General features: G+C 73.8%; 20 protein-coding genes. 15 read left to right on the forward strand and 5 right to left on the reverse strand.

Translation table 11 applies throughout. From position 1 onward, the window contains the following. Positions 1 to 76 precede the first annotated feature (76 nt). Positions 77 to 1,168 (forward strand): glycosyl hydrolase family 18 protein, encoded by a 1,092-nt coding sequence (locus tag JXZ78_RS21740; protein ID WP_030022947.1) that lies wholly within the window; start codon positions 77 to 79, stop codon positions 1,166 to 1,168. Here JXZ78_RS21740 and JXZ78_RS21745 read toward each other — a convergent pair. Next, complete coding sequence (locus tag JXZ78_RS21745; RefSeq protein ID WP_030022946.1) at positions 1,112 to 1,993, reverse strand: helix-turn-helix domain-containing protein; 882 nt, start codon at positions 1,991 to 1,993, stop codon at positions 1,112 to 1,114. The two genes, JXZ78_RS21740 and JXZ78_RS21745, sit on opposite strands and share 57 nt — an antisense overlap. Before the next feature lie 311 nt (positions 1,994 to 2,304). Between JXZ78_RS21745 and JXZ78_RS21750 the strand changes: the two genes are divergently transcribed. From JXZ78_RS21750 to JXZ78_RS21765, 4 genes are all read left to right on the forward strand, one after another. Further along, positions 2,305 to 3,300, forward strand: coding sequence for an NADPH:quinone oxidoreductase family protein (locus JXZ78_RS21750; protein ID WP_030022944.1), 996 nt, complete (start codon positions 2,305 to 2,307; stop codon positions 3,298 to 3,300). Next, on the forward strand, positions 3,300 to 4,508 hold the full coding sequence (locus JXZ78_RS21755) for an acyl-CoA dehydrogenase family protein (RefSeq protein ID WP_030022943.1): 1,209 nt from the start codon (positions 3,300 to 3,302) through the stop codon (positions 4,506 to 4,508). The genes JXZ78_RS21750 and JXZ78_RS21755 overlap by 1 nt, the downstream gene beginning before the upstream one ends. After that, on the forward strand, positions 4,505 to 5,674 hold the full coding sequence (locus JXZ78_RS21760) for an acyl-CoA dehydrogenase family protein (RefSeq protein ID WP_030022941.1): 1,170 nt from the start codon (positions 4,505 to 4,507) through the stop codon (positions 5,672 to 5,674). The genes JXZ78_RS21755 and JXZ78_RS21760 overlap by 4 nt, the downstream gene beginning before the upstream one ends. A 127-nt stretch (positions 5,675 to 5,801) precedes the next feature. Then, positions 5,802 to 6,623 carry a hypothetical protein gene (locus JXZ78_RS21765; RefSeq protein WP_050502836.1) on the forward strand — a complete coding sequence of 274 codons (822 nt, stop codon included), beginning with the start codon at positions 5,802 to 5,804 and terminating at the stop codon, positions 6,621 to 6,623. Between the two features lie 51 nt (positions 6,624 to 6,674). Here JXZ78_RS21765 and JXZ78_RS21770 read toward each other — a convergent pair whose 3' ends face one another. After that, positions 6,675 to 7,073 carry a hypothetical protein gene (locus JXZ78_RS21770; protein WP_050502835.1) on the reverse strand — a complete coding sequence of 133 codons (399 nt, stop codon included), beginning with the start codon at positions 7,071 to 7,073 and terminating at the stop codon, positions 6,675 to 6,677. A gap of 237 nt (positions 7,074 to 7,310) precedes the next feature. Here JXZ78_RS21770 and JXZ78_RS21775 point away from each other — a divergent pair, with 237 nt between their 5' ends. Further along, positions 7,311 to 8,699, forward strand: coding sequence for a hypothetical protein (locus JXZ78_RS21775; RefSeq protein WP_030022937.1), 1,389 nt, complete (start codon positions 7,311 to 7,313; stop codon positions 8,697 to 8,699). Positions 8,700 to 8,723: 24 nt separating this feature from the next. Here JXZ78_RS21775 and JXZ78_RS21780 read toward each other — a convergent pair whose 3' ends face one another. Next, complete coding sequence (locus JXZ78_RS21780; protein ID WP_030022936.1) at positions 8,724 to 9,185, reverse strand: CHAP domain-containing protein; 462 nt, start codon at positions 9,183 to 9,185, stop codon at positions 8,724 to 8,726. A 111-nt stretch (positions 9,186 to 9,296) separates the two neighbouring features. Between JXZ78_RS21780 and JXZ78_RS21785 the strand changes: the two genes are divergently transcribed. From JXZ78_RS21785 to JXZ78_RS21805, 5 genes are all read left to right on the forward strand, one after another. Beyond that, a complete protein-coding gene (locus JXZ78_RS21785) occupies positions 9,297 to 10,895 on the forward strand; it encodes an ABC transporter substrate-binding protein (RefSeq protein ID WP_030022935.1) in 1,599 nt (532 codons plus the stop codon). Between the two features lie 29 nt (positions 10,896 to 10,924). Further along, a complete protein-coding gene (locus JXZ78_RS21790) occupies positions 10,925 to 11,890 on the forward strand; it encodes an ABC transporter permease (RefSeq protein ID WP_030022934.1) in 966 nt (321 codons plus the stop codon). Then, positions 11,883 to 12,809: an ABC transporter permease gene (locus JXZ78_RS21795; protein WP_030022932.1), complete on the forward strand. Its 927-nt coding sequence runs from the start codon at positions 11,883 to 11,885 to the stop codon at positions 12,807 to 12,809. The genes JXZ78_RS21790 and JXZ78_RS21795 overlap by 8 nt, the downstream gene beginning before the upstream one ends. Positions 12,810 to 12,874: 65 nt before the next feature. Continuing rightward, positions 12,875 to 13,876: an ABC transporter ATP-binding protein gene (locus JXZ78_RS21800; protein ID WP_050502841.1), complete on the forward strand. Its 1,002-nt coding sequence runs from the start codon at positions 12,875 to 12,877 to the stop codon at positions 13,874 to 13,876. Next, positions 13,869 to 14,540: an ABC transporter ATP-binding protein gene (locus tag JXZ78_RS21805; protein ID WP_030022930.1), complete on the forward strand. Its 672-nt coding sequence runs from the start codon at positions 13,869 to 13,871 to the stop codon at positions 14,538 to 14,540. Before JXZ78_RS21800 ends, JXZ78_RS21805 begins: the two co-directional genes overlap by 8 nt. A 32-nt stretch (positions 14,541 to 14,572) precedes the next feature. Here JXZ78_RS21805 and JXZ78_RS21810 read toward each other — a convergent pair whose 3' ends face one another. Continuing rightward, positions 14,573 to 15,781: a cytochrome P450 gene (locus tag JXZ78_RS21810; RefSeq protein WP_030022929.1), complete on the reverse strand. Its 1,209-nt coding sequence runs from the start codon at positions 15,779 to 15,781 to the stop codon at positions 14,573 to 14,575. 186 nt (positions 15,782 to 15,967) lie between these two features. On the opposite strand from JXZ78_RS21810, the gene JXZ78_RS21815 reads away from it, so the two are divergent. Next, a complete protein-coding gene (locus JXZ78_RS21815) occupies positions 15,968 to 16,642 on the forward strand; it encodes a GbsR/MarR family transcriptional regulator (protein ID WP_030022928.1) in 675 nt (224 codons plus the stop codon). Positions 16,643 to 16,709: 67 nt separating this feature from the next. On the opposite strand, the gene JXZ78_RS21820 is transcribed toward JXZ78_RS21815, so the two are convergent. Then, positions 16,710 to 18,230, reverse strand: a complete 1,521-nt coding sequence (locus tag JXZ78_RS21820) for an acyl-CoA synthetase (RefSeq protein WP_238783286.1) — start codon at positions 18,228 to 18,230, stop codon at positions 16,710 to 16,712. 132 nt (positions 18,231 to 18,362) lie between these two features. On the opposite strand from JXZ78_RS21820, the gene JXZ78_RS40815 reads away from it, so the two are divergent. The 3 genes from JXZ78_RS40815 to JXZ78_RS21835 all read left to right on the forward strand — a co-directional run bounded on the left by JXZ78_RS40815 (position 18,363) and on the right by JXZ78_RS21835 (position 21,303). Further along, positions 18,363 to 19,628 carry a cytochrome P450 gene (locus JXZ78_RS40815; RefSeq protein WP_167745466.1) on the forward strand — a complete coding sequence of 422 codons (1,266 nt, stop codon included), beginning with the start codon at positions 18,363 to 18,365 and terminating at the stop codon, positions 19,626 to 19,628. Beyond that, on the forward strand, positions 19,628 to 20,692 hold the full coding sequence (locus JXZ78_RS21830; RefSeq protein ID WP_030023323.1) for a beta-ketoacyl-[acyl-carrier-protein] synthase family protein: 1,065 nt from the start codon (positions 19,628 to 19,630) through the stop codon (positions 20,690 to 20,692). Before JXZ78_RS40815 ends, JXZ78_RS21830 begins: the two co-directional genes overlap by 1 nt. 95 nt (positions 20,693 to 20,787) lie before the next feature. Further along, positions 20,788 to 21,303: a hypothetical protein gene (locus tag JXZ78_RS21835; protein WP_050502886.1), complete on the forward strand. Its 516-nt coding sequence runs from the start codon at positions 20,788 to 20,790 to the stop codon at positions 21,301 to 21,303. The last annotated feature ends 69 nt before the right edge of the window (positions 21,304 to 21,372 follow it).

A 21,372-nucleotide genomic window follows, 5' to 3' on the forward strand; every position in this document is an offset into this window, starting at 1 on the left:
CGCGGTACGGAGGACGGCGCGGCCGTTCGGCGCAACCGGCGCGGCGGGCCCGCCGCACCCGGGACAAGCTCGGGACATGGACCAAGCATCGGCTCCCCGGGCCCGGCTCGGGCTCGTCTTCCTGCTGTCGGCGGCCGGGATCGCCGCTGCCCTCACCCCCGGCGCCGCGGCCCAGGATCGTACGGGCGCCGCGGCTCCCGCCGCCGCGGAGTCCGCCCGTACGGCCTCCGCCTGGCTGCCCTACTGGGACGACACCAAGGCCGCCTACCGTGACGCGCTCCAGCACGCCGCGCAACTGCACACCGTCAGCCCCTTCTGGTACCGGGCCACCTCCGCCACCACCATCAAGAGCCAGCACGGCGCGGGCGACAAACAGGTCATCGCGGGCCTGCACCAGGCCGGGATCAAGGTCGTACCGACCGTCAACGAGTCCATGGACGCCACCGCGATGGCCGCGCTGCTGCACGACCGGTCCCGCCGCCACGCGCACATCGCGGCGCTGCTGCGGCTGGTGGCCTCGCGCGCGTACGACGGCATCGACCTCGACTACGAGACGATGGCGACCACCGGCAGCGCCCGGATGCGCGAGCGCGTGCGCACCGGGTACGCGCTGTTCGCCGACGAGCTGTGCGCCAGGCTGCACGCCAAGGGCAAGACCTGCGTCATCACGGTCATGGCCCGCACCGGCACCTCCGGCAAGGCGTACGACTACGCGCGCCTCGGCAAGGCCGCCGACCGCGTCCGCATCATGGGCTACGACCTGCACTGGGCCGAGGGCTCCCCGGGGCCGCTGTCCTCGCTCGCCTGGTACGAGGAGTTCCTGCGCTACGCCACCCGCATCGTGCCGCGCGACAAGCTCGAAGTGGCCTTCCCCGGGTACGGCTGGGACTGGACCCAGGGTGTCAAGGCCCGCGCCAAGCACCTGACCTGGAAGGAGGCGGAGGCGCTGCGCCGCCGCAAGGGCGCCGCCTACCGCTTCGACACGAAGTCCGGCACGCCGCACTTCACGTACAAGGCGGGCCGGGCCGTGCACCACGTCTGGTACCAGGACGCACGCGGGGTCGCCGCGCACCTGCCCCTGCTGAGGAAGTACGGCGTACGGAACACCGGGCTATGGGCGCTCGGGTTCGAGGACCCGCGGTTCTGGAAGGCGCTGGGCGGCGAGTAGCCGCAGCGCCGCCTCGGACGGGCTGCCGGCCCGCGCGGTGAACATCAGCAGGCCCTGCCCGGACGCGTCCGGCGTGTGCAGCATCTCGAAGTCCAGCTCCATGGCGCCCACCAGCGGGTGGTGAAAACTCTTCACGCCGAAACTGCAATGGTTGACCGCGTGCCGCGACCAGAGCGTGCTGAACTCGGCGCTCTTCATGGACAGCTCGCCGATCAGCTCGGCCAACTGCTGGTCGTCCGGATGCTGCCCGGCCGCCATGCGCAGCGCGGCGACCGCCCGCCGGGTCTCCGTCTCGCGGTCCGGATACAGCTCGCGGGTGTGCGGGTCCAGGAACAGCAGCCGCTGGGCGTTGGGCCGGTCCAGCGGCCGTCCGGGGCTGTCGAAGTCCAGGTGGCCGGCGACCAGCGCGTGCCCCGCCGGGTTCCACGCCAGCACCTCGAAGCGCCGGCCGAGCGCCACGGCCGGCACCTCGCCGAGCGCGGCGAGCAGTTGGAGCGTGCCGGGGCGCGCCCTGTCGGGCCGTACGGCCGGGCGGCGGCGGGCCCGGGCGGGGCGGGCGAGGTCGCGCAGGTGCGCGCGTTCGTCCGGGGACAGCCGCAGGGCGCGGGCGAGCGCGTCGAGGACGCCGTCCGAGGCGTTGTGGCTCTGGCCCTGTTCGAGGCGGGTGTAGTACGCCACGCTCACCCCGGCCAGTTGTGCCAGCTCCTCACGGCGCAGGCCCGGCACGCGGCGCCGGGCGCCGTAGGAGATCAGGCCGACGTCCTCCGGCTGGAGGCGGGCGCGGCGGGTCCGGAGGAAGTTGCCCAACTCGGCGGTGGTGTCCATACGGGTCAGTGTCGTCCACCGGGCGGTGCGGAGCCTGCCCCTGCCGGTATCAGGCTCCGGGCGCCGCCGGTCGGGGAGTTCGACGGGCCGGGTATCAGGCTCCGGGCGCCGCCGGTCGCGTACCTCGACGCCCCAAGTACCAGGCTCTGGGCGCTGCCAGGCCGCGGACCGCGGCGCCCCCCGGTACCAGCCTGCCCGCGATCGGCTGTTCCCTCAGGGATACCGACCGCTTAGTATGCCGAGGGTCGCGGGACCCCGGCGCGATCCGGCACCCCGCGCTCCCCGCGTACCCGAGGTCTGTGGAGGCACCTGTGAAGGCATGGCGCGTACACGAGAACGGCGAGCCTCGCGAGGTGATGCGGCGGGAAGAAGTGCCGGACCCGCGGCCCGGGCCGGGACAACTGCTGCTGCGGGTGCGGGCGGCCAACGTCAACTTCCCCGACGCGCTGCTGTGCCGCGGCCAGTACCAGGTACGTCCGCCGCTCCCCTTCACGCCGGGCGTGGAGATCTGCGGCGAGGTGCTCGCCGCGGGTGAGGGCGCGTCCGCCGAGGTGGGCGCCCGGGTCCTGGCCCAGCCCCCGCTGCCGGACGGCGGCTTCGCCGAACTGGCCCTCGCGGACGCCGCGACGGTACGCCCCGCACCGGACGCCCTGGACGACGCGGAGGCGGCCGCGCTGCACATCGGCTACCAGACCGGCTGGTTCGGCCTGCACCGCCGGGCCCGTCTCCAGCCCGGCGAGACGCTGCTCGTGCACGCCGCCGCGGGCGGGGTCGGCAGCGCCGCCGTCCAGCTCGGCAAGGCCGCGGGGGCGCGGGTCGTCGGGGTGGTGGGCGGCCCCGACAAGGCGGCCGTCGCCCGTGAACTGGGCTGCGACGTGGTGCTGGACCGCCGTACCGACGATCTCGTGGCCGCCGTCAAGGAGGCGACCGGCGGCCGGGGCGCGGACGTGGTCTACGACCCGGTGGGCGGCGACGCGTACGCCAAGTCCGTCAAGTGCGTCGCCTTCGAGGGCCGTATCGTGGTCGTCGGATTCGCCAGCGGCGCCGTACCGGCCCCTGGCCTCAACCACGCCCTCGTGAAGAACTACACGATCCTCGGCCTGCACTGGGGCCTGTACAACACCAAGGACCCGGCCGCGGTCGACGCCTGCCACGAGGAGCTGACCAAGCTGGCCGCACAGGGCGTCATCAAGCCGCTGATCGGCGGCCGGGTGCCGCTGTCCGGCGCGGCCGAGGCGGTCCAGCGCGTCTTCGACGGCACCACCACCGGCCGCCTCGTCGTCGTCCCCGGTCTGGAGGACGCGTGATGACCGAGGAGCACCCCGAGGCCGGGAGCCTCGACGCCGAAGGACTGCGCCGCCGCACCGCCGACCTGCTCGCCGCCCACCCGCCCGCCACCACCGACCCGCTCGCCTTCCTGCGCGCCCGCTTCGACGCCGGGCTGGCCTGGGTCCACTTCCCCCCGGGCCTCGGCGGACTCGACGCGCCGCGCGCGCTCCAAGTCGTCGTGGACACCGAGCTGGAGGCGGCGGGCGCACCGGACAACAACCCCCGCCGCATCGGCATCGGCCTGGGCATGGCCGCCCCCACCATCCTCCGCTTCGGCACCGACGAGCAGAAGAAGCGCTTCCTGCGTCCGCTGTGGACCGGCGAAGAGGTGTGGTGCCAGCTGTTCAGCGAACCCGGCGCCGGATCGGACCTGGCCGCGCTCGCCACCCGCGCCGTACGGGACGGCGACCACTGGACGGTGGACGGCCAGAAGGTCTGGACGTCCGGCGCCCACCAGGCCCGCTGGGCGATCCTCATCGCCCGTACGGACCCGGAGCTGCCCAAGCACCGCGGCATCACCTACTTCGTGTGCGACCTGACCGACCCCGGCGTCGACGTACGGCCGCTGCGGCAGATCACGGGCGAGGCCGAGTTCAACGAGGTCTTCCTGACGGGCGTACGGATTCCCGACGCGCACCGCCTGGGCGAGGTGGGGGAGGGCTGGAAGGTCGCGCAGACCACGCTGATGAACGAGCGGGTGGCGATCGGCGGTGCCCGCATGCCGCGCGAGGGCGGCATGATCGGCGTGGCCGCCCAGGCCTGGCGGGCACGACCGGAAGCGCGTACCCACGACCTCCACCAGCGGCTGCTCGGCCTGTGGGTGGAGGCCGAGGTCGCCCGCCTCACGGGGGAGCGGCTGCGTCAGCAGCTCGCGAAGGGGCAGCCGGGGCCGGAAGGCAGCGGCATGAAGCTGGCGTTCGCCCGGCTGGCGCAGCAGATCAGCGGCTGGGAGGTGGAGTTCCTGGCCGAGGACGGGCTGGCGTACGACGACTGGACGCTGCGCCGCCCCGAGGGAGTGGACTTCACCGGACGCGAGGCCGGCTACCGCTACCTGCGCGCCAAGGGCAACTCCATCGAGGGCGGCACCTCCGAGGTGCTGCTGAACATCGTCGCCGAACGCGTCCTGGGGCTGCCGCCCGAGCCGCGCACCGACAAGGACGTCGCGTGGAAGGATCTCCCCCGATGACCGCTCCGAGCAGGGCCCAGGCCGCCCCCGCGCAGCCCGGCGCCGCCCCCGACCTCCTCTACTCGGAGCCGGAGGACGACCTGCGGGCCGCCGTCCGCTCGCTGCTCACCGACCGCGGCGGCCCGGCCGCCGTCCTCGCCGACCTGGAGAGCGGCCGGACGCACGACACCGGACTGTGGCGCGCGCTGGCCGCCGACATGGGCACGGCCGGACTGCTGGTCCCCGAGAAGCTCGGCGGGCAGGGCGCGAGCGCCCGCGAGGCCGCCGTCGTGCTGGAGGAACTGGGCCGCTCGGTGGCGCCCGTTCCGTACCTGACCAGCGCGGTCCTGGCCGTGACGGCGCTGCTCGGCTGCGAGACGGACCGCCCGGAAGTGGCCGCGCCGCTCGCCGCGCTCGCCGAAGGGCACAGCGTCGGCGTGCTCGCCGTGCCCCTGCCGACGGCTCCGGGCACCCTGCCGGAACCGGCCGTACGGGCCGACGCGGACGGTGCGCTGAGCGGCGAGGTGACCGGCGTCGCGGACGCCGCAGCGGCGGACGTGCTGCTCGTGCCGGCCGACGGCCCGTACGGATACGCGCTGTACGCCGTGGACGCGAATGCCAACGGGGTGCGGACCGCGCCCGGCACACCGCTCGACCTGACCCGCACCCCGGCCCGGGTCACCCTCGACCGCGCCGCCGGACGGCTGCTGGCCGGACAGGACACGGCTCGGGCGGCGGTGACCGGGGCCCTGCTCGCGGGCGCGGGGCTGCTCGCCTCCGAACAGCTCGGCATCGCCGAATGGTGTCTGGCCGAAACCGTGCGGCACACCGCCCAACGCACCCAGTTCGGGCGCCCGGTCGGCTCGTTCCAGGCGCTCAAGCACCGGATGGCCGCGCTGTGGCTGGAGGTCGCCTCGGCCCGGGCGGCGGCCCGCAACGCCGCCGACGCGCTGGCCACCGGCAGCCCGGACGCGCGGGTGGCGGTGGCGGTCGCGCAGGCGTACTGCGCGCCCGTCGCGGTGCGCGCGGCCGAGGAGTGCATCCAGCTGCACGGCGGCATCGGCATGACCTGGGAGCACCCCGCGCACCTGTTCCTCAAGCGCGCCAAGGCCGACGAGATCGCCCTCGGCACCCCGGGACGGCACCGCGCGGCCCTCGCGGAACTGGCGGACCTCCAGGCGCCGTAGCGGCTTCCGGCGCGCTCGGCTCAGCCCCGTACGGCCGGTTCCGCAGCGGACCGTGCGGGGCGTCGGGCGTCCTGCTGACGGCGAGGGCGGTCCTCGGCCGGCTCCCGCAGGCTGAAAGAATGGCCCTATGCAAGACATTTACGGCTTTCCCGGCATGGACGAGACCGACTCCGTACTGCGGGACCTCCTCGCAGAGCACAAGGCCGAGCGGGCGGCGCAGGTCCTGACTGCCGAGGAGGCCGCGGCATTCGCCAACTGGACGCGGGTGTCCGCCGAGGAGGAGACGCGCTGGCTGGCCGAGCTGTCCGGCGACGACGGCCTGCTCGGGTTCGAACCGCCGGCGCGCCCCGACAGTGCCTGGGTCCTGAACGCCATGTACGAGGTCCCGCGGCGCCCGGCCGACGCGGCCGCGGAGAACGCCGGGAACGACGAGACGGGCTGGCACACGCCGCCGGCGCCTGACTGGCGGCGCCTTCGCTGGGCGGAGCTGGCCGGACACCTCGGCGTCCCGGTCGTCAAGGAAGGCTCTCGTCCCGACCGTTACCAAGTGCGCCCCCGCGGCACCAGGGACCCCGGCCTGCCGGGCGACGTCCTGTGGCCGGAAGAGGGCAGCCTCGACTGGGAGACCTGGCACCGGCTGATCGATCTGCTCATCGAGCAGAGCCCGGAGGGTGCGGACACCCGCTGCCTGGTCCACTTCTGCCGGAACATGTTCTACTACCACGTCCCCACGGTGCTGGCAGGCCGCCTGGGCGATGCGTACGGCCTGATCCACCACCCCGACCTGGGGGCCTACAGCCCCTCCAACGTCTGGCCGGAGGACCGGTCGTGGGTCACCTTCACCCACTACGACCTGCACGGCACCAAGGTCGCGGGACCCACCTCGTTGATCGAGGCCCTCCTCGCCGACCCCGGTCTCGAAGCGCTCCGGCTTCCGTGGGCGCCCTGAACCGTACGCGGCAGCTCTGAACCGTCCGCGGTCGGTGTGTGTCGGTGTGTCCTACCCGACGAGACTCAACGGCCCGCTGACGTCGCTCTCCTTGCCGTCCTGGGTCGTCACCTCGACCGTGTAGGAGGTGCCCGGCGGCACGGTGGGCAGGGTCGCCAGGGCCTCGCCGGCCTTCTTGTCGCCCGCCTTGGGTGCCACCAGCGACAGCCGGTCGTGTCCGCCGGACGGCGTGCGGGCGCTCAGCCAGACGTCCACCTCCTTCCCGGTGGTGTTCGACCACTGGACGAGGAGGCTGCCCGCCACCTTCGCACTGGAGCCGGCGGCCGGTGCCGTGACCTTCAGGGCCGGATCGGCGGCGGACGGGGCGGCGGCCGGTCCGACCGCGAGGGCGGCCGCCACGGCGGCGGTGGCGGCTCCGACGACTATGCCCTGGGCCTTCGCCGTACGCATGATGACCTCCGTTTCGTCGGGGGCGGTCGGGCGAAGCCTCCCCGCGCGATGAGATCATCACCGGTGCCGGGGTGACGGCCACCTCACCGGGGGCCCTTGAGCGGCCGGGGCGCCACGGCTGTACGACACTGTGTCCGCGCGGCGGTAGCGCGCCCGGTGTCCGGGTGCGTGCGGCACGGCTCCGCCCGTTACGCAACCGTTATGTCTAAAAAGTGCGGTTCGGGTAGCGTCGTCATCATGAAGATCGCACCCCGTCGCCCCTCGGCCTCTGGGACGGCGCTCCGCCGGTACCCGCAGGCCGGCCCGGCGTCCCTGCTGGCCGCCGTCCTCCTGGCGGTGCTCACCGCCGTGGCCCCCGGCGCGCGGGCCGCCGGAGGGCTCGACGAGGCGGCGGACGCCCTGAAGAAGGGCCCGGTGTACGTGGACCCGCGGGCGTCCGGCGAGCTGTCGTCCGCCGACGCGGACGCCCTCGCCAAGAAGATCAAGGACTCCGGGAAGCCGGTCTTCGTCGCGGTGCTGCCCAAGGCAGCCGAGTACCGGCCCCGCACCCTTCTGAGCGACCTGCGCACCAAGACCGGCATCAGCGGCGTCTACGCCGTCGAGCTCGGCGACCAGTTCAACGCCGGTGCCGACGCCCGGGTGATGTCGCACAACTCCGTACGCAACCTCGTCGGCGCGGTCCAGCGCTCCAACTACGGCACCGCCAAGGAACGCCTGAACAGCTTCGTGGACACCGCCACCCAGCAGGCGTCCGGCCACGAGCCGGCCTCCTGGGGCGGCGACGGCGCCGGTGTCGGCACCGGCGCGCTCGTCGGCCTGGGCGCGCTGGTGGTGGTCGGCGGCGGTGGCGCCTTCGAGCTGCACCGCCGCAACAAGAAGCGGCGGGCCGAGGAGGAGCGGGCCGCGCTGGAACAGCTGCGTGTCGTGGTGGACGAGGACATCACCGCCTTCGGCGAGGAACTGGACCGGCTCGACTTCACCCCCGGCGAGCCCGGCGCCGACGACGCGATGCGGGCCGACTACAGCCACGCGCTGGACGCGTACGAGAACGCCAAGTCGGCGATGGCCCGCGCCGAGCGCCCCGGTGACGTCGAGCAGGTCACCAAGGCCCTGGAGGACGGCCGGTTCGCGCTGGCCACGCTGGCCGCGCGGCGCGAGGGCAAGCCGCTGCCCGAACGCCGGGTGCCGTGCTTCTTCGACCCGCGGCACGGGCCGTCCGTCGCGGACGCGGAGTGGGCGCCGAACGGCGCGGCACCGCGTACGGTCCCGGTCTGCGCCGCCGACCAGGCGCGCCTGGCGGACGGGCAGGAGCCGATGGCCCGCACGGTGCAGACCGAGTACGGGCAGCGTCCTTACTGGGACGCGGGCCCGGCGTACGGCCCCTGGGCGGGTGGCTACTTCGGCGGCGGCATGCTGCCGGGCCTCCTCATGGGCACCATGCTCGGCAGCGTCATGATGGGCCCGTCCGCCTACGCCTCCGACTTCGGCGGCGGCCAGCAGGGCGCGGAGGGCGGTGACGTCTCCGGGGCGGACTTCAACCCGGACGACTTCTCCGGCGGCTTCGGCGGCGGCGGGGACTTCGGCGGCGGCGACAGCGGCGGCGGCTTCGGCGGCGGAGACTGGTGACGCGCGCCGCCCGGCCGGTGGCGGCTACCGGCTGACCGGCGCCGCCCGCACCCGCTTCGCGCCCAGGAACCGTGCGTAGCGGGCCCGCCGGGCGAAGTCCGCGTACGTCCACACAGCGGGCCGTCCGGCCTCCTTGCACAGGTGCAGCACCTGGCCGGGCGCCAGGTGCACGCCCACGTGCGCCCCGTACCCGGCGGGCCGTCCCGGCGCCTCCCCGGCGTCGAAGAGCACCAGGTCCAGCGGGAGCGGCGGACCGGCCCGTACGGTCGCCACGGTGTCGGCCCACAGTTCGGCGGACCGCAGCGGCGGCACCTCGCGTCCGAAGTGGCGCAGCACGGCGTAGGCGTAGAGCTGGCAGTTGGCGCCCGCCGTCACGTCGTACGGATGGCGGCCGCCCGGCAGCGGGCCGGCACCGGGGTGCCGGGAGCCGGTGTACGGCACGTCCCGCAGGGCGGCGGGCAGGCGCGAGAGCGGGTCGGAGGTCATCCGCCCATCGTGCCGGGCTCGGTGGTGGGGGGTGGCGAGGATTCCGCTTCTCACATGTTGTTTAATTGCCTGCACTTTGCAACAACATACGGTCTTCAGTAGGGAGTGGGCATGAGGTCCCGGTCGATACGCTCAGCGGCCGCCACGGCACTGGCGGGAACGGTGGCGCTCACGGCGGCGGCCTGCTCGACGCCCGGCAGCGGCAAGGGCGGCGCGTCCGGTGCCCAGGACTCCGCCGTGGTCGGCATCGCCTACGAGCCGGAGTCGCTGAGCCCGCTGCTGGGCTACGGCAAGGACGGCAACTCCAAGATCTTCGACGGGCTGCTCACCCACGACGCGGACATGAAGCTGAAGCCCGCGCTGGCCGCGAAGCTGCCCGAGGTCTCCGACGACGGCAAGACCTGGACGTACACGCTGCGCGACGGCGTGACCTTCAGCGACGGCAAGCCCTTCACCGCCGACGACGTGGTCTTCACCTACGAGACCATCCTCGACGCGAAGACCAACAACGCCTCCAAGGCCGAACTGGACGCCCTGGAGAAGGTCGAGAAGAAGGACGCCCGCACCGTCGTCTTCCACCTGAAGTACCCCTACGCGCCCTTCGCCGAGCGCACCGTCCTGCCGATCGCCCCGCAGCACGTCGCGGGCAAGCAGGACATCAACCACGGCTCCTTCACCACCGCGCCGATCGGCACCGGCCCCTACATCCTCACCAAGTGGTCCAAGGGCGAGAAGCTGTCCTTCAAGGCCAACCCGCACTACTGGGGCGGCGCCCCCAAGGTGAAGAACTTCACCATGGCGATCATCAAGGACGACGACGTACGCGCCACCCGGCTGCGCTCCGGCGACCTCGACGGCGCGATCCTGCCGCCCAACCTCGCCGCCACCTTCAAGTCCGACCAGGACAAGAAGTCCCTGGCCGCCAAGACCTTCGACTACCGCACCGTCACCCTGCCCACCGCCAACAAGGTCACCGGAGACAAGGCCGTCCGCCGGGCCCTGGACATCGCGGTGGACCGCAAGGCCATGGTCGACGGCATCCTCGACGGCGCCGGCAAGCCCGCCTACGGGCCCGTGCCGACCGACAGTCCCTGGTTCGCCAAGGGCGCCGAGCGCACCCACGACCTGAAGAAGGCCGAGCAGATCCTCGACGACGCCGGCTGGAAGAAGGGCGAGAACGGCATCCGCGCCAAGGACGGACAGCCCGCCTCGTTCAAGCTCTGGTACCTGGCCGGCGACAAGCTCCGCCAGGAGCACGCGCTCGCCTTCGCCTCCGACGCCAAGAAGGCCGGCATCGAGGTGAAGGTCGAGTCCGGCCCCTGGGAAGCGATCATGCCGAACATGAAGACCGACGCGGTCCTCGCGGGCGGCGGCAGCCCCGCCGACCCGGACTTCGACCAGTACCTGCTGCTGCACTCCTCGCTGGCCGGCGACGGCTTCAACAACATGTCGCGCTACGACAACCCCAAGGTCGACAAGGCGCTGGTGGACGCCCGCCGCACCGACGACAAGGCCGCGCGCAAGGCCGGCTACGACGCCGTGCAGCGCGAACTCGTCGACGACCCGGCGTACGTCTTCCTCACCCACATCGACCACCTCTACGTGGTCAAGGACCGGTGGAAGGACCTCACCACCCAGGTCGAGCCGCACGACCACGGCCTGGCCTCCGGCCCGTGGTGGAACGTGGAGGACTGGCAGCCCGCCACGTGAGCCGCCTCGCACAGCTGCCCTGGGGCCCCATGGCGCGGATGACGGGACGGCGCGCTCTGTTCGCCGTACCCGTCCTCCTCGCCGTCACCCTCGGCGTGTTCGCCGTCGCGGCCGCCGCGCCCTTCGACCCGGTCAGGGCGTACGCGGGCACCGCCGGGCTCACCGCCTCCCAGGCGAACCTCGACCAGATCCGGCAGAATCTCGGCGTCGACCAGCCGCTGCTGGGCCGCTGGTGGCACTGGCTGACCGGCGCGCTCACCGGCGACCTCGGCGACTCCGCGACGCTGCGCGCGCCCGTCTCGCAGGTCATCGGCGAACGCATCGGCTGGTCGGTGCTGCTGTGCGCCCTGGCGTTCGTGACCGCCATCGTCCTGGGCACGCTGCTGGGCGTCCTGGCGGCCCGGCGGCCCGGCTCGATGCTGGACCGCGCCGTCACCTCCGCCGCGTACACCCTGGAGGCCGCCCCGCCGTTCTGGCTCGGACTGCTGGCCGTCTGGCTGTTCGCGCTCAAGCTCGGCGTGCTGCCGGCCGGCGGGCTGACCGACACCGGCAGCGAGGTCGCCACGGCCGGCCAGATCGCGCGCCATGTCATCCTCCCGGCCCTGGTCCTCGCCGTCTCCCAACTCCCCTGGTTCGTGCTGTACGTACGGCAAGGGGTCGGAGACGCCCTGGAGGAGGACCCGGTGCGCGGCGCGCGGGCCCGCGGCCTCGGCGAGCGCACCGTCCTGTTCCAGCACGCCCTGCGCTCCGGGCTGCTGCCGGTCCTCACCCTGATCGGTTCGCGGGTACCGGAACTGATCACCGGCGCGCTGCTGGTGGAGTCCGTCTTCAGCTGGCCGGGCATCGCCGCCGCCACCGTCGACGCGGCGACGAGCGTGGACTTCCCGCTGCTGGCCGCGCTGACGGTGCTCGCCACGATCGCCGTGCTGATCGGCAACCTGCTCTCCGACCTGATGTACGGACTCGCCGACCCGAGGGTGGGCTTCGATGGCTGAAACGGCTGAGACGGTGCAGGCACCCAGGAAGACGGCGGCCGGCACTCCCGCCGCCACCCACTGGCACCAGCGCCCCGCACGGCGCGGCGGCACCCGTACCCGGGCCCTGCGCGTCCGCACCTCCGCCGTCCTGGTGGCGGCCGTCGTGCTGGCCGTGCTCGTCGTCCCCCTCCTGTTCCCCCTGGACCAGCAGGCCGTCGACCTCGCCGCCAAACTCCGGGCGCCCTCCCTCTCCCATCCCTTCGGCACCGACGACGTGGGCCGCGACCTGCTGCTGCGCTGTGTGTACGGGCTGCGCGTCTCGCTGCTGGTCGGCGTGGTCGCGGCGCTCGTCGCCACCGTCATCGGCACCGCGGTCGGCGCGCTGGCCGGAGCGCTCGGCGGCTGGGCGGACCGCGCCGTGATGCGCGTCGTGGACCTGTTCTCGTCCGTACCGCACCTGCTGCTCGGCATCTTCATCGTGGCGATGTTCCGGCCCGGCGTCTGGCCCGTGATCATCTCGGTGGCGCTGACCCACTGGCTGTCCACCGCCCGGATCGTCCGGGCCGAGGTGCTCTCCCTGCGCTCGCGCCCGTACATCGACGCGGCCGTCTCCGGCGGCGCCTCGCGGTGGCGGGTCGCCGTCCGCCACCTGCTGCCGGGCGTACTGCCGCAGGCCGGACTCGCCGCCGTCCTGATGGTCCCGCACGCCATCTGGCACGAGTCCGCCCTGTCCTTCCTGGGGCTCGGGCTGCCCGCCCACGAGGCGAGCCTCGGCAACATGGTCAACAGCGCGCGCAGTTCGCTGCTCGCGGGGGACTGGTGGCCGACCCTCTTCCCGGGCCTGTTCATCATCGTCCCCACGCTGGCCATCGCGGGCCTGGCCGGCGTCTGGCGCGAACGCATCAACCCACGCCGCCGATCGGAGCTGATGCTGTGACCACGCCGCCCGCACCCCCGGCCGCTCCCGTACTGTCCGTGCGCGACCTCTCCGTACGCTTCCGGATGCGCGGCGGGCGGCACGTCGCCGCCGTCACCGACGTCTCCTTCGACCTCGCGCCCGGCCAGTGCCTCGCGCTCGTCGGTGAGAGCGGCTGCGGAAAGTCCGTCCTGGCCTCCGCGCTGCTCGGCCTCCTGCCGGGCAACGCGCAGACCGCGGGCACCGCACACCTGGACGGCACGGAACTGCTCACCGCCTCCGAACGCGAACTGTCCCGCTCCGTACGCGGCCGCCGCATCGGCCTGGTGCCCCAGAGCCCCGCCGCCCACCTGACCCCCGTTCGCACCGTGCGGGCGCAGCTGGAGGAGACCGTCCGGGAGCTGACCGGCACCCCCAAGCACGCGCTGCGGGCCGCCGCCGAGCAGGCCGCGGCGCGCGCCGCTTTCCCCGCCGACCACCTCGACCGCCACCCGCACGAACTCTCCGGCGGCCTCGCCCAGCGCGCCGCCACCGCCCTCGCGCTGGTCGGCGACGCCCCGCTGCTGCTCGCCGACGAACCGACGACCGGCCTGGACCGCGACCTGGTGGACCGTACGGTCGACGAACTGCGCCGCCACATCGACGCGCCCGGCGGCACCGGAGGCGTCGGCACCGGAGGCGTCGGCACCCCCGGGGACACCGGAGGCGTCGGGCGCGCCCTCCTCATGATCACCCACGACCTGGCGGCGGCCGAGCGGATCGCCGACCGGGTGGCCGTCATGTATGCGGGACGGATCGTCGAACTAGCGGAAGCGGCGGACTTCTTCGGCGCCCCCGGGCCCCGTCATCCGTATGCGCGCGGCCTGCTCGACGCCCTCCCGGACCGCGCCTTCACCCCCATCCCCGGCATGCCCCCGGAACTGGGCGACCTCCCGCCGGGCTGCGCCTTCGCCGCCCGCTGCGACCGGGCCACGGACCGCTGCACGAGCGTCGTGCCCGCGCTGACGGACGGCGCCGCCTGCCACCACCCGCCGGGAACGCCGGGGGAGCCCGTGGCCGCCGTACGAGAGGGAGCAGCCGGTGCTTGAACTGTGTGCCGTCACCGCCGGGTACGACCGCGCCCGCCCCGTCGTCCGGGACGTCTCGCTGCGCGTCGAAGCCGGCGAGGCCGTCGGCCTGCTCGGCCCCAGCGGCTGCGGCAAGTCGACCCTGGCCCGGGTGGCCGCGCTGCTGCACCGCCCGGACGCCGGCACCGTCGTCCTCGACGGCCGGCCCGTCAGCGGCTACCGCCACCGCGCCACCCCCGCCGAGCGCACCGCGTACGGCGTGGTCTTCCAGCAGCCCCGGCTGTCCGCCGACCCGCGCCTGCGCCTCGCCGACCTGATCACCGAACCCCTGCGCGCCACCGGCCGCCGCACCGAGGCCCCCACCCGCCTCGCCGAACTGGCCCCCACCGTGGGCCTCTCCAGCGACCTCCTGTCCCGCCGCCCGCACGAGGTCAGCGACGGCCAGCTGCAACGCGCCTGCCTGGCCCGCGCCCTGGTCCTGCGTCCGCGCTGGCTGATCTGCGACGAGATGACCGCGATGCTGGACGCGTCGACGACGGCCGCGCTGGTGGCGGTGGTCGAGGACTACCGGCGCGAGTCGGGGGCGGGACTGCTGGCGGTGGGACACGACCGCGTCCTGCTGGAGCGGTGGTGCGACCGGACGGTGGGGTGGGGGGAGCTGGGCTCCTCCGGGGCGGGCGGCTGAGCGGGCACGGACAGCCTCCCCGGAACTCCCGGTCACACGTCCCAGGCGACCGGCAGGCGCTTGACCCCGTAGATGTCCGCGGTCTCCGGGCGCAGGCCGACCTCTTCGGCCGGTACGGCCAGGCGCAGCGTGGGGAAACGGTTGACCAGCGCGGGGAACGCGACCCGCATCTCGACACGGGCCAGCTGCTGGCCCAGGCACTGGTGGATGCCGTGGCCGAAGGCCAGGTGCCCGCCGCCCTGCCGCCGGAGGTCGAGCACATGGGGATCGGCGAAGCGCTCGGGGTCACGGTTGGCGGTGTTGAGCGACAGGATCACCGGCGAGCCGGCTTCGATGGTGTGGCCGCCCAGTTCGACGTCCTCCAGCGGCATCCTCATGAACGTCTTGGCGACGCTCAGATACCGCAGCAGCTCCTCCACGGCCCGGTCGGCGAGCGCGGGATCGCCGCGCAGCGCGGCCAGCTGCGCCGGGTTCCGCAGCAGCGCGAAGGTGCCCAGTGCCAGCATGTTCGCGGTGGTGTCGAGCCCGGCCGCCAGCAGGATCAGGCTCATCCCGCGCAGCTCCTCCTCGGTCAGGTCGCTGTCGGTGAGTTCGCTGAGCACGTCGTCGGTGGGGTGCGCGCGCTTGGCGGCCACCAGCTCCGCGAGATAGTTCTGCACCGCGGTGTACGCCGCTATCAGCTCCTCGTCGGTCGTCTCCCCGTTCATGAACGACCCGATCTGCTCCTGGAAGGCGGCCCGGTCCTCGTACGGCACTCCCAGCAGCTCACAGATCACGATGGCGGGGATGGGCTTGGCGAACGCGCTCACCAGGTCCGTCGGAGGCCCGGTCTTCTCCATGGCGTCGAGGCAGTCGTCGGTGATCTGCTCGACGCGTTCGGTGAGCATCCGCATCCGCCGGACGGTGAACTTGCCCGCCAGCGGCTTGCGGTACCGCCGGTGCTCCGGGTCGTCCGTGAGGAGGAACTCGCCGGGCGGCGCCGGAGGGACCTCGATGTCGCCGTAGTCGATGGTCGGGTGGTAGCGCATCAGCTCCTTGCGTGAGCTGAACCGCGGGTCGGCCAGGACCGCGCGGACCAGGTCGTATCCGGTGATCAGCCAGCCGGGTTTCCCGCCCGGGAAGGTGTAGCGGCTGATCGGGCCGTGCCGGCGGGCGTCGGTCAGCTCGGCCGGCGGGGCGAACGGACAGCCGGACCTGCGGCCTGTCGGCAGCGTGGGGACGGTGTGGAGGGACTCGCTCATGACCGCTCTCCTCATGTCGCGATAGTACGCGTTTTGGCGCAGCTCGAAAGCTACGTTGCGTTCAACATCACGTCAATCACCCGATATGCATCGATGCAGGTGGGGAGTGGAATATTGGTGCAATGACGCTGCCTTCGAATGCAACGTGCCGTTGCAATGGGAGGAGGCGAAGGCAATACTGCCGCCATGCCAGGAGGACGACTGACCCAGCAGGACCGCCAGCGCGTCGCGGCCGGACTCGCCGACGGGCTCACCTACGCCGAGATCGCCAGGCGGCTCGGCCGGCCGACCTCGACGGTCAGCCGGGAGGTCGCACGCAACGGCGGCGCCGGCGGCTACCGGCCTCAGCAGGCGCACCGGGCGACGGCCCGGCGGGCGCGGCGCGGTACACCGGCACCGCCCCAAGCGCCCGGAGGGCCGGACGGCGCGGTGGAGCAGGAGGTGATCGAGCTGGCGGTGCGGGCGGGACTGCCGAGGATCACGGCGCGTGTGCACGTCGACCTGCTGCTCTCCGAGGACGGCAGGCGCACCGCGGCCGAGCTGACCCGCAGGCTCGGCGTCAGCCCGGCCTCCGTGTCCGTGGCCGTGAACTACCTGGTGCAGCACGGATACGTGCGGCGCGAGCGCGACCCGCACCGGCGCCGCGACGTCTACGTGGTCGACGACGACGCCTGGTACCACTCGGTCGTGCTCAGCGCCCAGCGGACGCTGGAGTCGGCGCGGGCCGCACTGGCGGCGGCGGAGGCGCTCGGGCCCGGCAGCCCCGTGGGGGAACGGCTGGCCAGGTCGGGGACGTTCCTGGAACGGGTCGTCCTGGACCAGCGGGAATCGGCCGACCGCTGGCGCTTCCTCCTGTCGTGACGCCTGTCGTGACGCGTGTCGTGATGGGGCGTCCGCCGCGGTGTGCCAGAGCTTGCGAGGGCGCGGGTCAGGGCGCGCCGTAGCGGGCCCTGAGGTGTCGGCGGGCGGTCTTGCCGGTGCCGGAGCGGGGGAGGTCCGGGGCGATGACGGCGGAGCGGGGGATCTTGTAGCGGGCCAGGCGGCCGGTCAGGGAGGCGAGGACCTCGGCCGGGTCGAGGGTCGCTCCCGGGGCCGCCACCAGGACCGCGAGGCCGACCTCGCCCCACTCGGGGTCGGGTACCGGGATCACGGCGCAGTCGGCGACGTCCGGGTGGGCCAGCAGCGCGTGCTCGACCTCGGAGGGATAGATGTTCTCGCCGCCCGAGATGATCACCTCTTTGATGCGGTCGACGATGGTCACTCCGCCGTCGGTGTCCGTGCGGGCGGCGTCGCCCGTGCGCAGCCAGCCGTCCGTGAAGGCCGCTTCGGTTTCGTGCGGGCGGTTCCAGTAGCCGGTCATGACGTTGGGGCCGCGGACGAGGAGTTCGCCGACGGCGTCGGTGGAGGGGGCGGGTGCGGACGTGGGGGCGGGCGCGGGGGCGGGGTGCGCCACGCGGACGTCGGTGAAGAAGTGGGGGATGCCTGCGCGGCCCCGGCCGGGGTCGGTGCGGCCGTCGTGGGTCAGCAGGACGCCAGGGGCCGCCTCGGTCATGCCGTACCCCTGGCGCAGGGTGAGCCCGCGGTGGGCGTAGGTGTCGATCAGGGACCGAGGGGTCGGCGCTCCGCCGCACACCAGGGTGCGCAGGGACGACAGGTCGGCGTCCGGCCAGCGCGGGTGGGCGGCGATCCGGCGGAACATCGTGGGGACGCCGAACAGGGACGTGACGCGGTGCCGTTCGACGGCTTCGAGTGCCGCGCCCGCGTCGAAGGTCTCCAGCAGGACGCACGTGCCGCCCTTCAGCAGCACCGGCAGGGCCTGCATGCCCAGGGCCGCGGCGTGGTAGAGCGGCGCGGCGACCAGGGCGGTCTCGTCGGCCGTCAGGTCCTCGTCGATCAGGACGTTGACGGCGTTCCAGGTGAGGTTGGCGTGGGTGAGCACGGCGCCTTTGGGGCGGCCGGTGGTGCCGGAGGTGTAGAGGATGAGGCAGGGGTCGTCGGGCGCCACGGCTTCGTCGACCGGGACGGGCACGGGGGCGGAGGCGGGGGCGGGAGCGGTGCATCGGGGCGGGGGCACCTCGATCAGCCGTACGCCGCCGTCCGGGGGCGGGCCGGGGGAGCGGCCGCAGTGCAGCAGTACCCGGGCGCCGCAGTCCGTCAGTTGCCAGGCCAGTTCGGGCGGGGCGAGCCGTATGTTGAAGGGCACGAACACGGCGCCGAGCAGGCCGGTGGCGAAGAGGGACGCGAGGAACTCGGGCCGGTTGGCGCCGCGGAAGCCGACCCGGTCGCCCTTGCGTACGCCGTGCTGCCGCAGGGTGTGCGCGATGCACGCGGCGTGGGCGTGGAGGGCGGCGTAGGTCACCCGGAGCCCGCCGTCGTGGATCAGTGCGGTGCGGTGCGGTGTGCGCCGCGCCCGCCGTGCGGTCCAGGCGCCGATGCCTTGGTCGTGCATGGGTGTCCCTGTCCGGTCTGCTGCGGTGATCTGTTGCCGCGTCATCCGTTTGAGGAGGATGACCGAGTGACATGATATTACTGATGGTAATTCATTGATGACACTGTGTATTCCGAGTGTGGGGAGGCTGTGGTGGCCGCTGGTCCCGGTACGGCACTTCTGATGGACGCGCGGGTCCGCCTCAGTCCCGAGGCCGAGCGCATCGACACCCGGGGCGAGCCCCCGGTGTGGCGTGCCGAGCTGCCCGACGGCTCGCCCGTCTGGGTCGCGAGCGGATACGACGCCGCGCGCCGGGTGATGACGGACGGCGGCTTCGCCAAGCCGGCCGTCCGCGGTGGCGAGCGATGGACGCGCTATCTGGGGTTCACCGGTCCGCAGGTCACCGACAGCATCGTCCGCAGCATGCTGAACACCGACGGCGATCTGCACCGCCGGCTGCGGGAGCTGGGCGCGTCGGCGTTCACGCCCGACCGCGTACGGGCCGCCGTCGACCGCGCCGAAGAGACCGCGGAGGAGCTGCTGGACGCGATCGCCGGGCGCGGCCGCGCCGACCTCGTCCGCGAGTTCGCCCACCCGTTCGGCGTCCGGGCGGTCACCGGACTGCTGGAATATCCGCCCGACTTCGTCCGGCGCGCGCTGGAGCTGCGGCGCTGGGGCCCGTCGCCGCTGTTCGATCCCCCCGGCTCGCCCGATCGCGTGCAGTACGCGACCGACCGCGAAGCCATGAGTGAGCTGATGCACGACCTCGTCGCCTACCGGCGGCGCAGACCCGGGGCCGACGCCGTCAGCGCGATGATCGCGCACGCCGACGCCGCCGGCCTCGACGAAGGTCAGCTCACCTCCACCCTCTTCCTGCTGCTGGTCTCCGCCTACGAGCCCGTCGCCGACTTCCTCACGTCGAGCCTGTACGCGCTCTGGCACCGCCCCGACCTCCTCGCCGAGCCCGCCCAGGTCCTCGAAGGCTTCGACGAACTGCTGCGCTACACCTCGCCCCTGGCGGCCACCATGCCCCGCTTCGCCCTGGAGCCCACCGAGCTGTACGGCGCGGAGCTGGCACCGGGCGATGCCGTCATCGTGCACATCGCCCTCGCCAACCGGGACCCGCGACGGTTCGCCGCCCCCCACCGCCTCGATCTGACCCGGACCGTCGGCCAGGACCTCGCCTTCGCCCACGGCCCGCACTTCTGCCTCGGCAGCGGCCTCGCCGTCGGCCTGTGCCGTACCGCCCTCGGCGCCGTACTGCGCCGCCTGCCCGGTCTCGCCGCCGCCCAGCCGCTCGACACGCTGCCGTGGCAGCGCGGTTCCACCGGCGGCATCACCCACCTGCACGTCACCGCGGGCCTGACGGCGCTGCCCGTCACCTACCAGCCACAGTCCCGGCACGCGGTGGTCTCCTGATGGCCCGCGTCACCGGCCTGTCGGTCCTCACCGCGTACGGCCACGGCCCGGACGCCCTCTGGAAGGGCCTGACCTCCGCGACGCCCGCCACCTCCGCGGTCACCCGCTTCGACACCGCGCGCCACCGGGCCCGTCACGCCGCCACGCTCCCCGGCACCCCCGATCTGTACGGGGAGCTGGCCGATCTCATCGGTGAGGCCTGCGACCAGGCCGAACTGTCCCCCGACGACCGGGCTGCCACGCCGCTCGTCCTCGCCCTGCACGCGGGCCCGGACACGGCCTCCCTGGCCGTCGAACTGGCGGGCGCCTGCGGCCTGCGCGAGGTGCTCACCGTCCACACCGCCGCCTGCGCCGCTTCCAACACCGCCGTCGCCGAGGCGGCCCACCTCGTCAGGACCACGGCCGAGCGGCGGGCCGTCGTGGCCGGCGGCAGCTTCGTGGACGCGAGCATGTTCGCCGCCTTCGACAGCGCCGGCATCCTCGCCCCGGACGGCGTCTGCCGCCCCTTCAGCGCGGGCCGTGAAGGCCCGGTGCTGGGGGACGGCGCCGCCGCCGTGGTCCTCGAACAGACCGGCACCGCACCGCCGTGGGCCACCGTCCGCGGCTGGGGCAACGCCGCCGAGGCCCACCACGTCTGCCGCCCCCACCCCGACGGCCGGGGCCCCGCCGCGGCCGTCACCACCGCACTGCGCCGGGCCGGGGTCACCGGGGACCGGATCGGCTACCTCAACGCCCATGCGACCGCCACCCCCGCCTTCGACGCGGGCGAGGCCGCCGCCATCGTGAGCGCGCTCTCCCCGCACGGCGTACGGGTCCCCGTCAGCTCCACCAAGGCCCTGCACGGACACTGCCTGGAAGCCTCCGGCCTGGTCGAACTGGCCGTCTGCGCCCTCGCCTTCCGCCACGGGGAGCTGCCCGTCAACGCCAACCACCTCGGCCCGGACGAGGACTGCCCCCTCGATCTGGTGCTTGAACCGGGCCGCGCCCCGCAGTCCCGCTACGCGCTCAGCCTCAACAGCGGTTTCGGCGGTGTCTGCACGGCCCTCCTCCTGGCGATGCCGTAACCGCACCGTAGCCATGCCGCCACAGCCGTGCCGCCATCCCCGACCACCCCGTACCGCACGACGCCATGAGTGCGGAGGAGCCTCATGAGGACGCCATGGAACTGATCGTAGAGACCCGCGCCCAATGGCCGCCGGCGGACGACCCGGCAGCGCGCCTCCCGGAGGTCCCGCGCTTCGACACCTCCGCCTTCGCACCCCTGCTGGTGGCCGTCGGCGAACGCTGCCTCGCCGACCGCTACGGCACACCGCCGCTGCCCCCGGCGCTCGGCGCCCGCACCGCGCTCGTCCTCGCGGCCACCCGCGGCGACGTGGTCACCCAGACCGCCATCGACGACGCGGTGGCCGGACAGCAGCAGGTGCCCAAGCCCCTGCTCTTCCAGAACGTGCCCTCCACGGCGCTCGGCCACCTGAGCACCGTATGGGGCCTGACCGGCCCGCTCGTCGCCACGCTCGCCATCGGCGACCCGCTGGTCGCGGCCCGCACCGCCGCCGCGCGCGTCATCGCCGCCGGCGACGCCGACCAGGCCCTGGCCATCGCCGCCGACCCCGGCGACAGCCCGCGCTCGCCCGGCACGGCCTGGGCCCACCTGTTCACGGCCGGCCGGCGCTGACCGCCCGTACCGGCCGTACCGGGACCGGCTGCCCGCCGCGCTCCCGACCGTCACCGTTGCCGCGCATCC

The organism is Streptomyces monomycini, from assembly GCF_022271435.1.
In the GTDB taxonomy this organism is placed as follows: Bacteria; Actinomycetota; Actinomycetes; order Streptomycetales; family Streptomycetaceae; genus Streptomyces; species Streptomyces monomycini.

What these genes read in the sequence shown, in the direction of transcription:
- JXZ78_RS21740 (WP_030022947.1), top strand. Translation starts at nt 77, where the DNA reads ATGGACCAAGCATCGGCTCCCCGGGCCCGGCTCGGGCTCGTCTTCCTG.
- JXZ78_RS21745 (WP_030022946.1), bottom strand. Translation starts at nt 1,993, where the DNA reads ATGGACACCACCGCCGAGTTGGGCAACTTCCTCCGGACCCGCCGCGCC.
- JXZ78_RS21755 (WP_030022943.1), top strand. Translation starts at nt 3,300, where the DNA reads ATGACCGAGGAGCACCCCGAGGCCGGGAGCCTCGACGCCGAAGGACTG.
- JXZ78_RS21760 (WP_030022941.1), top strand. Translation starts at nt 4,505, where the DNA reads ATGACCGCTCCGAGCAGGGCCCAGGCCGCCCCCGCGCAGCCCGGCGCC.
- JXZ78_RS21765 (WP_050502836.1), top strand. Translation starts at nt 5,802, where the DNA reads ATGCAAGACATTTACGGCTTTCCCGGCATGGACGAGACCGACTCCGTA.
- JXZ78_RS21770 (WP_050502835.1), bottom strand. Translation starts at nt 7,073, where the DNA reads ATGCGTACGGCGAAGGCCCAGGGCATAGTCGTCGGAGCCGCCACCGCC.
- JXZ78_RS21775 (WP_030022937.1), top strand. Translation starts at nt 7,311, where the DNA reads ATGAAGATCGCACCCCGTCGCCCCTCGGCCTCTGGGACGGCGCTCCGC.
- JXZ78_RS21780 (WP_030022936.1), bottom strand. Translation starts at nt 9,185, where the DNA reads ATGACCTCCGACCCGCTCTCGCGCCTGCCCGCCGCCCTGCGGGACGTG.
- JXZ78_RS21785 (WP_030022935.1), top strand. Translation starts at nt 9,297, where the DNA reads ATGAGGTCCCGGTCGATACGCTCAGCGGCCGCCACGGCACTGGCGGGA.
- JXZ78_RS21790 (WP_030022934.1), top strand. Translation starts at nt 10,925, where the DNA reads ATGGCGCGGATGACGGGACGGCGCGCTCTGTTCGCCGTACCCGTCCTC.
- JXZ78_RS21795 (WP_030022932.1), top strand. Translation starts at nt 11,883, where the DNA reads ATGGCTGAAACGGCTGAGACGGTGCAGGCACCCAGGAAGACGGCGGCC.
- JXZ78_RS21800 (WP_050502841.1), top strand. Translation starts at nt 12,875, where the DNA reads ATGCGCGGCGGGCGGCACGTCGCCGCCGTCACCGACGTCTCCTTCGAC.
- JXZ78_RS21810 (WP_030022929.1), bottom strand. Translation starts at nt 15,781, where the DNA reads ATGAGCGAGTCCCTCCACACCGTCCCCACGCTGCCGACAGGCCGCAGG.
- JXZ78_RS21815 (WP_030022928.1), top strand. Translation starts at nt 15,968, where the DNA reads ATGCCAGGAGGACGACTGACCCAGCAGGACCGCCAGCGCGTCGCGGCC.
- JXZ78_RS21820 (WP_238783286.1), bottom strand. Translation starts at nt 18,230, where the DNA reads ATGCACGACCAAGGCATCGGCGCCTGGACCGCACGGCGGGCGCGGCGC.
- JXZ78_RS21830 (WP_030023323.1), top strand. Translation starts at nt 19,628, where the DNA reads ATGGCCCGCGTCACCGGCCTGTCGGTCCTCACCGCGTACGGCCACGGC.
- JXZ78_RS21835 (WP_050502886.1), top strand. Translation starts at nt 20,788, where the DNA reads ATGGAACTGATCGTAGAGACCCGCGCCCAATGGCCGCCGGCGGACGAC.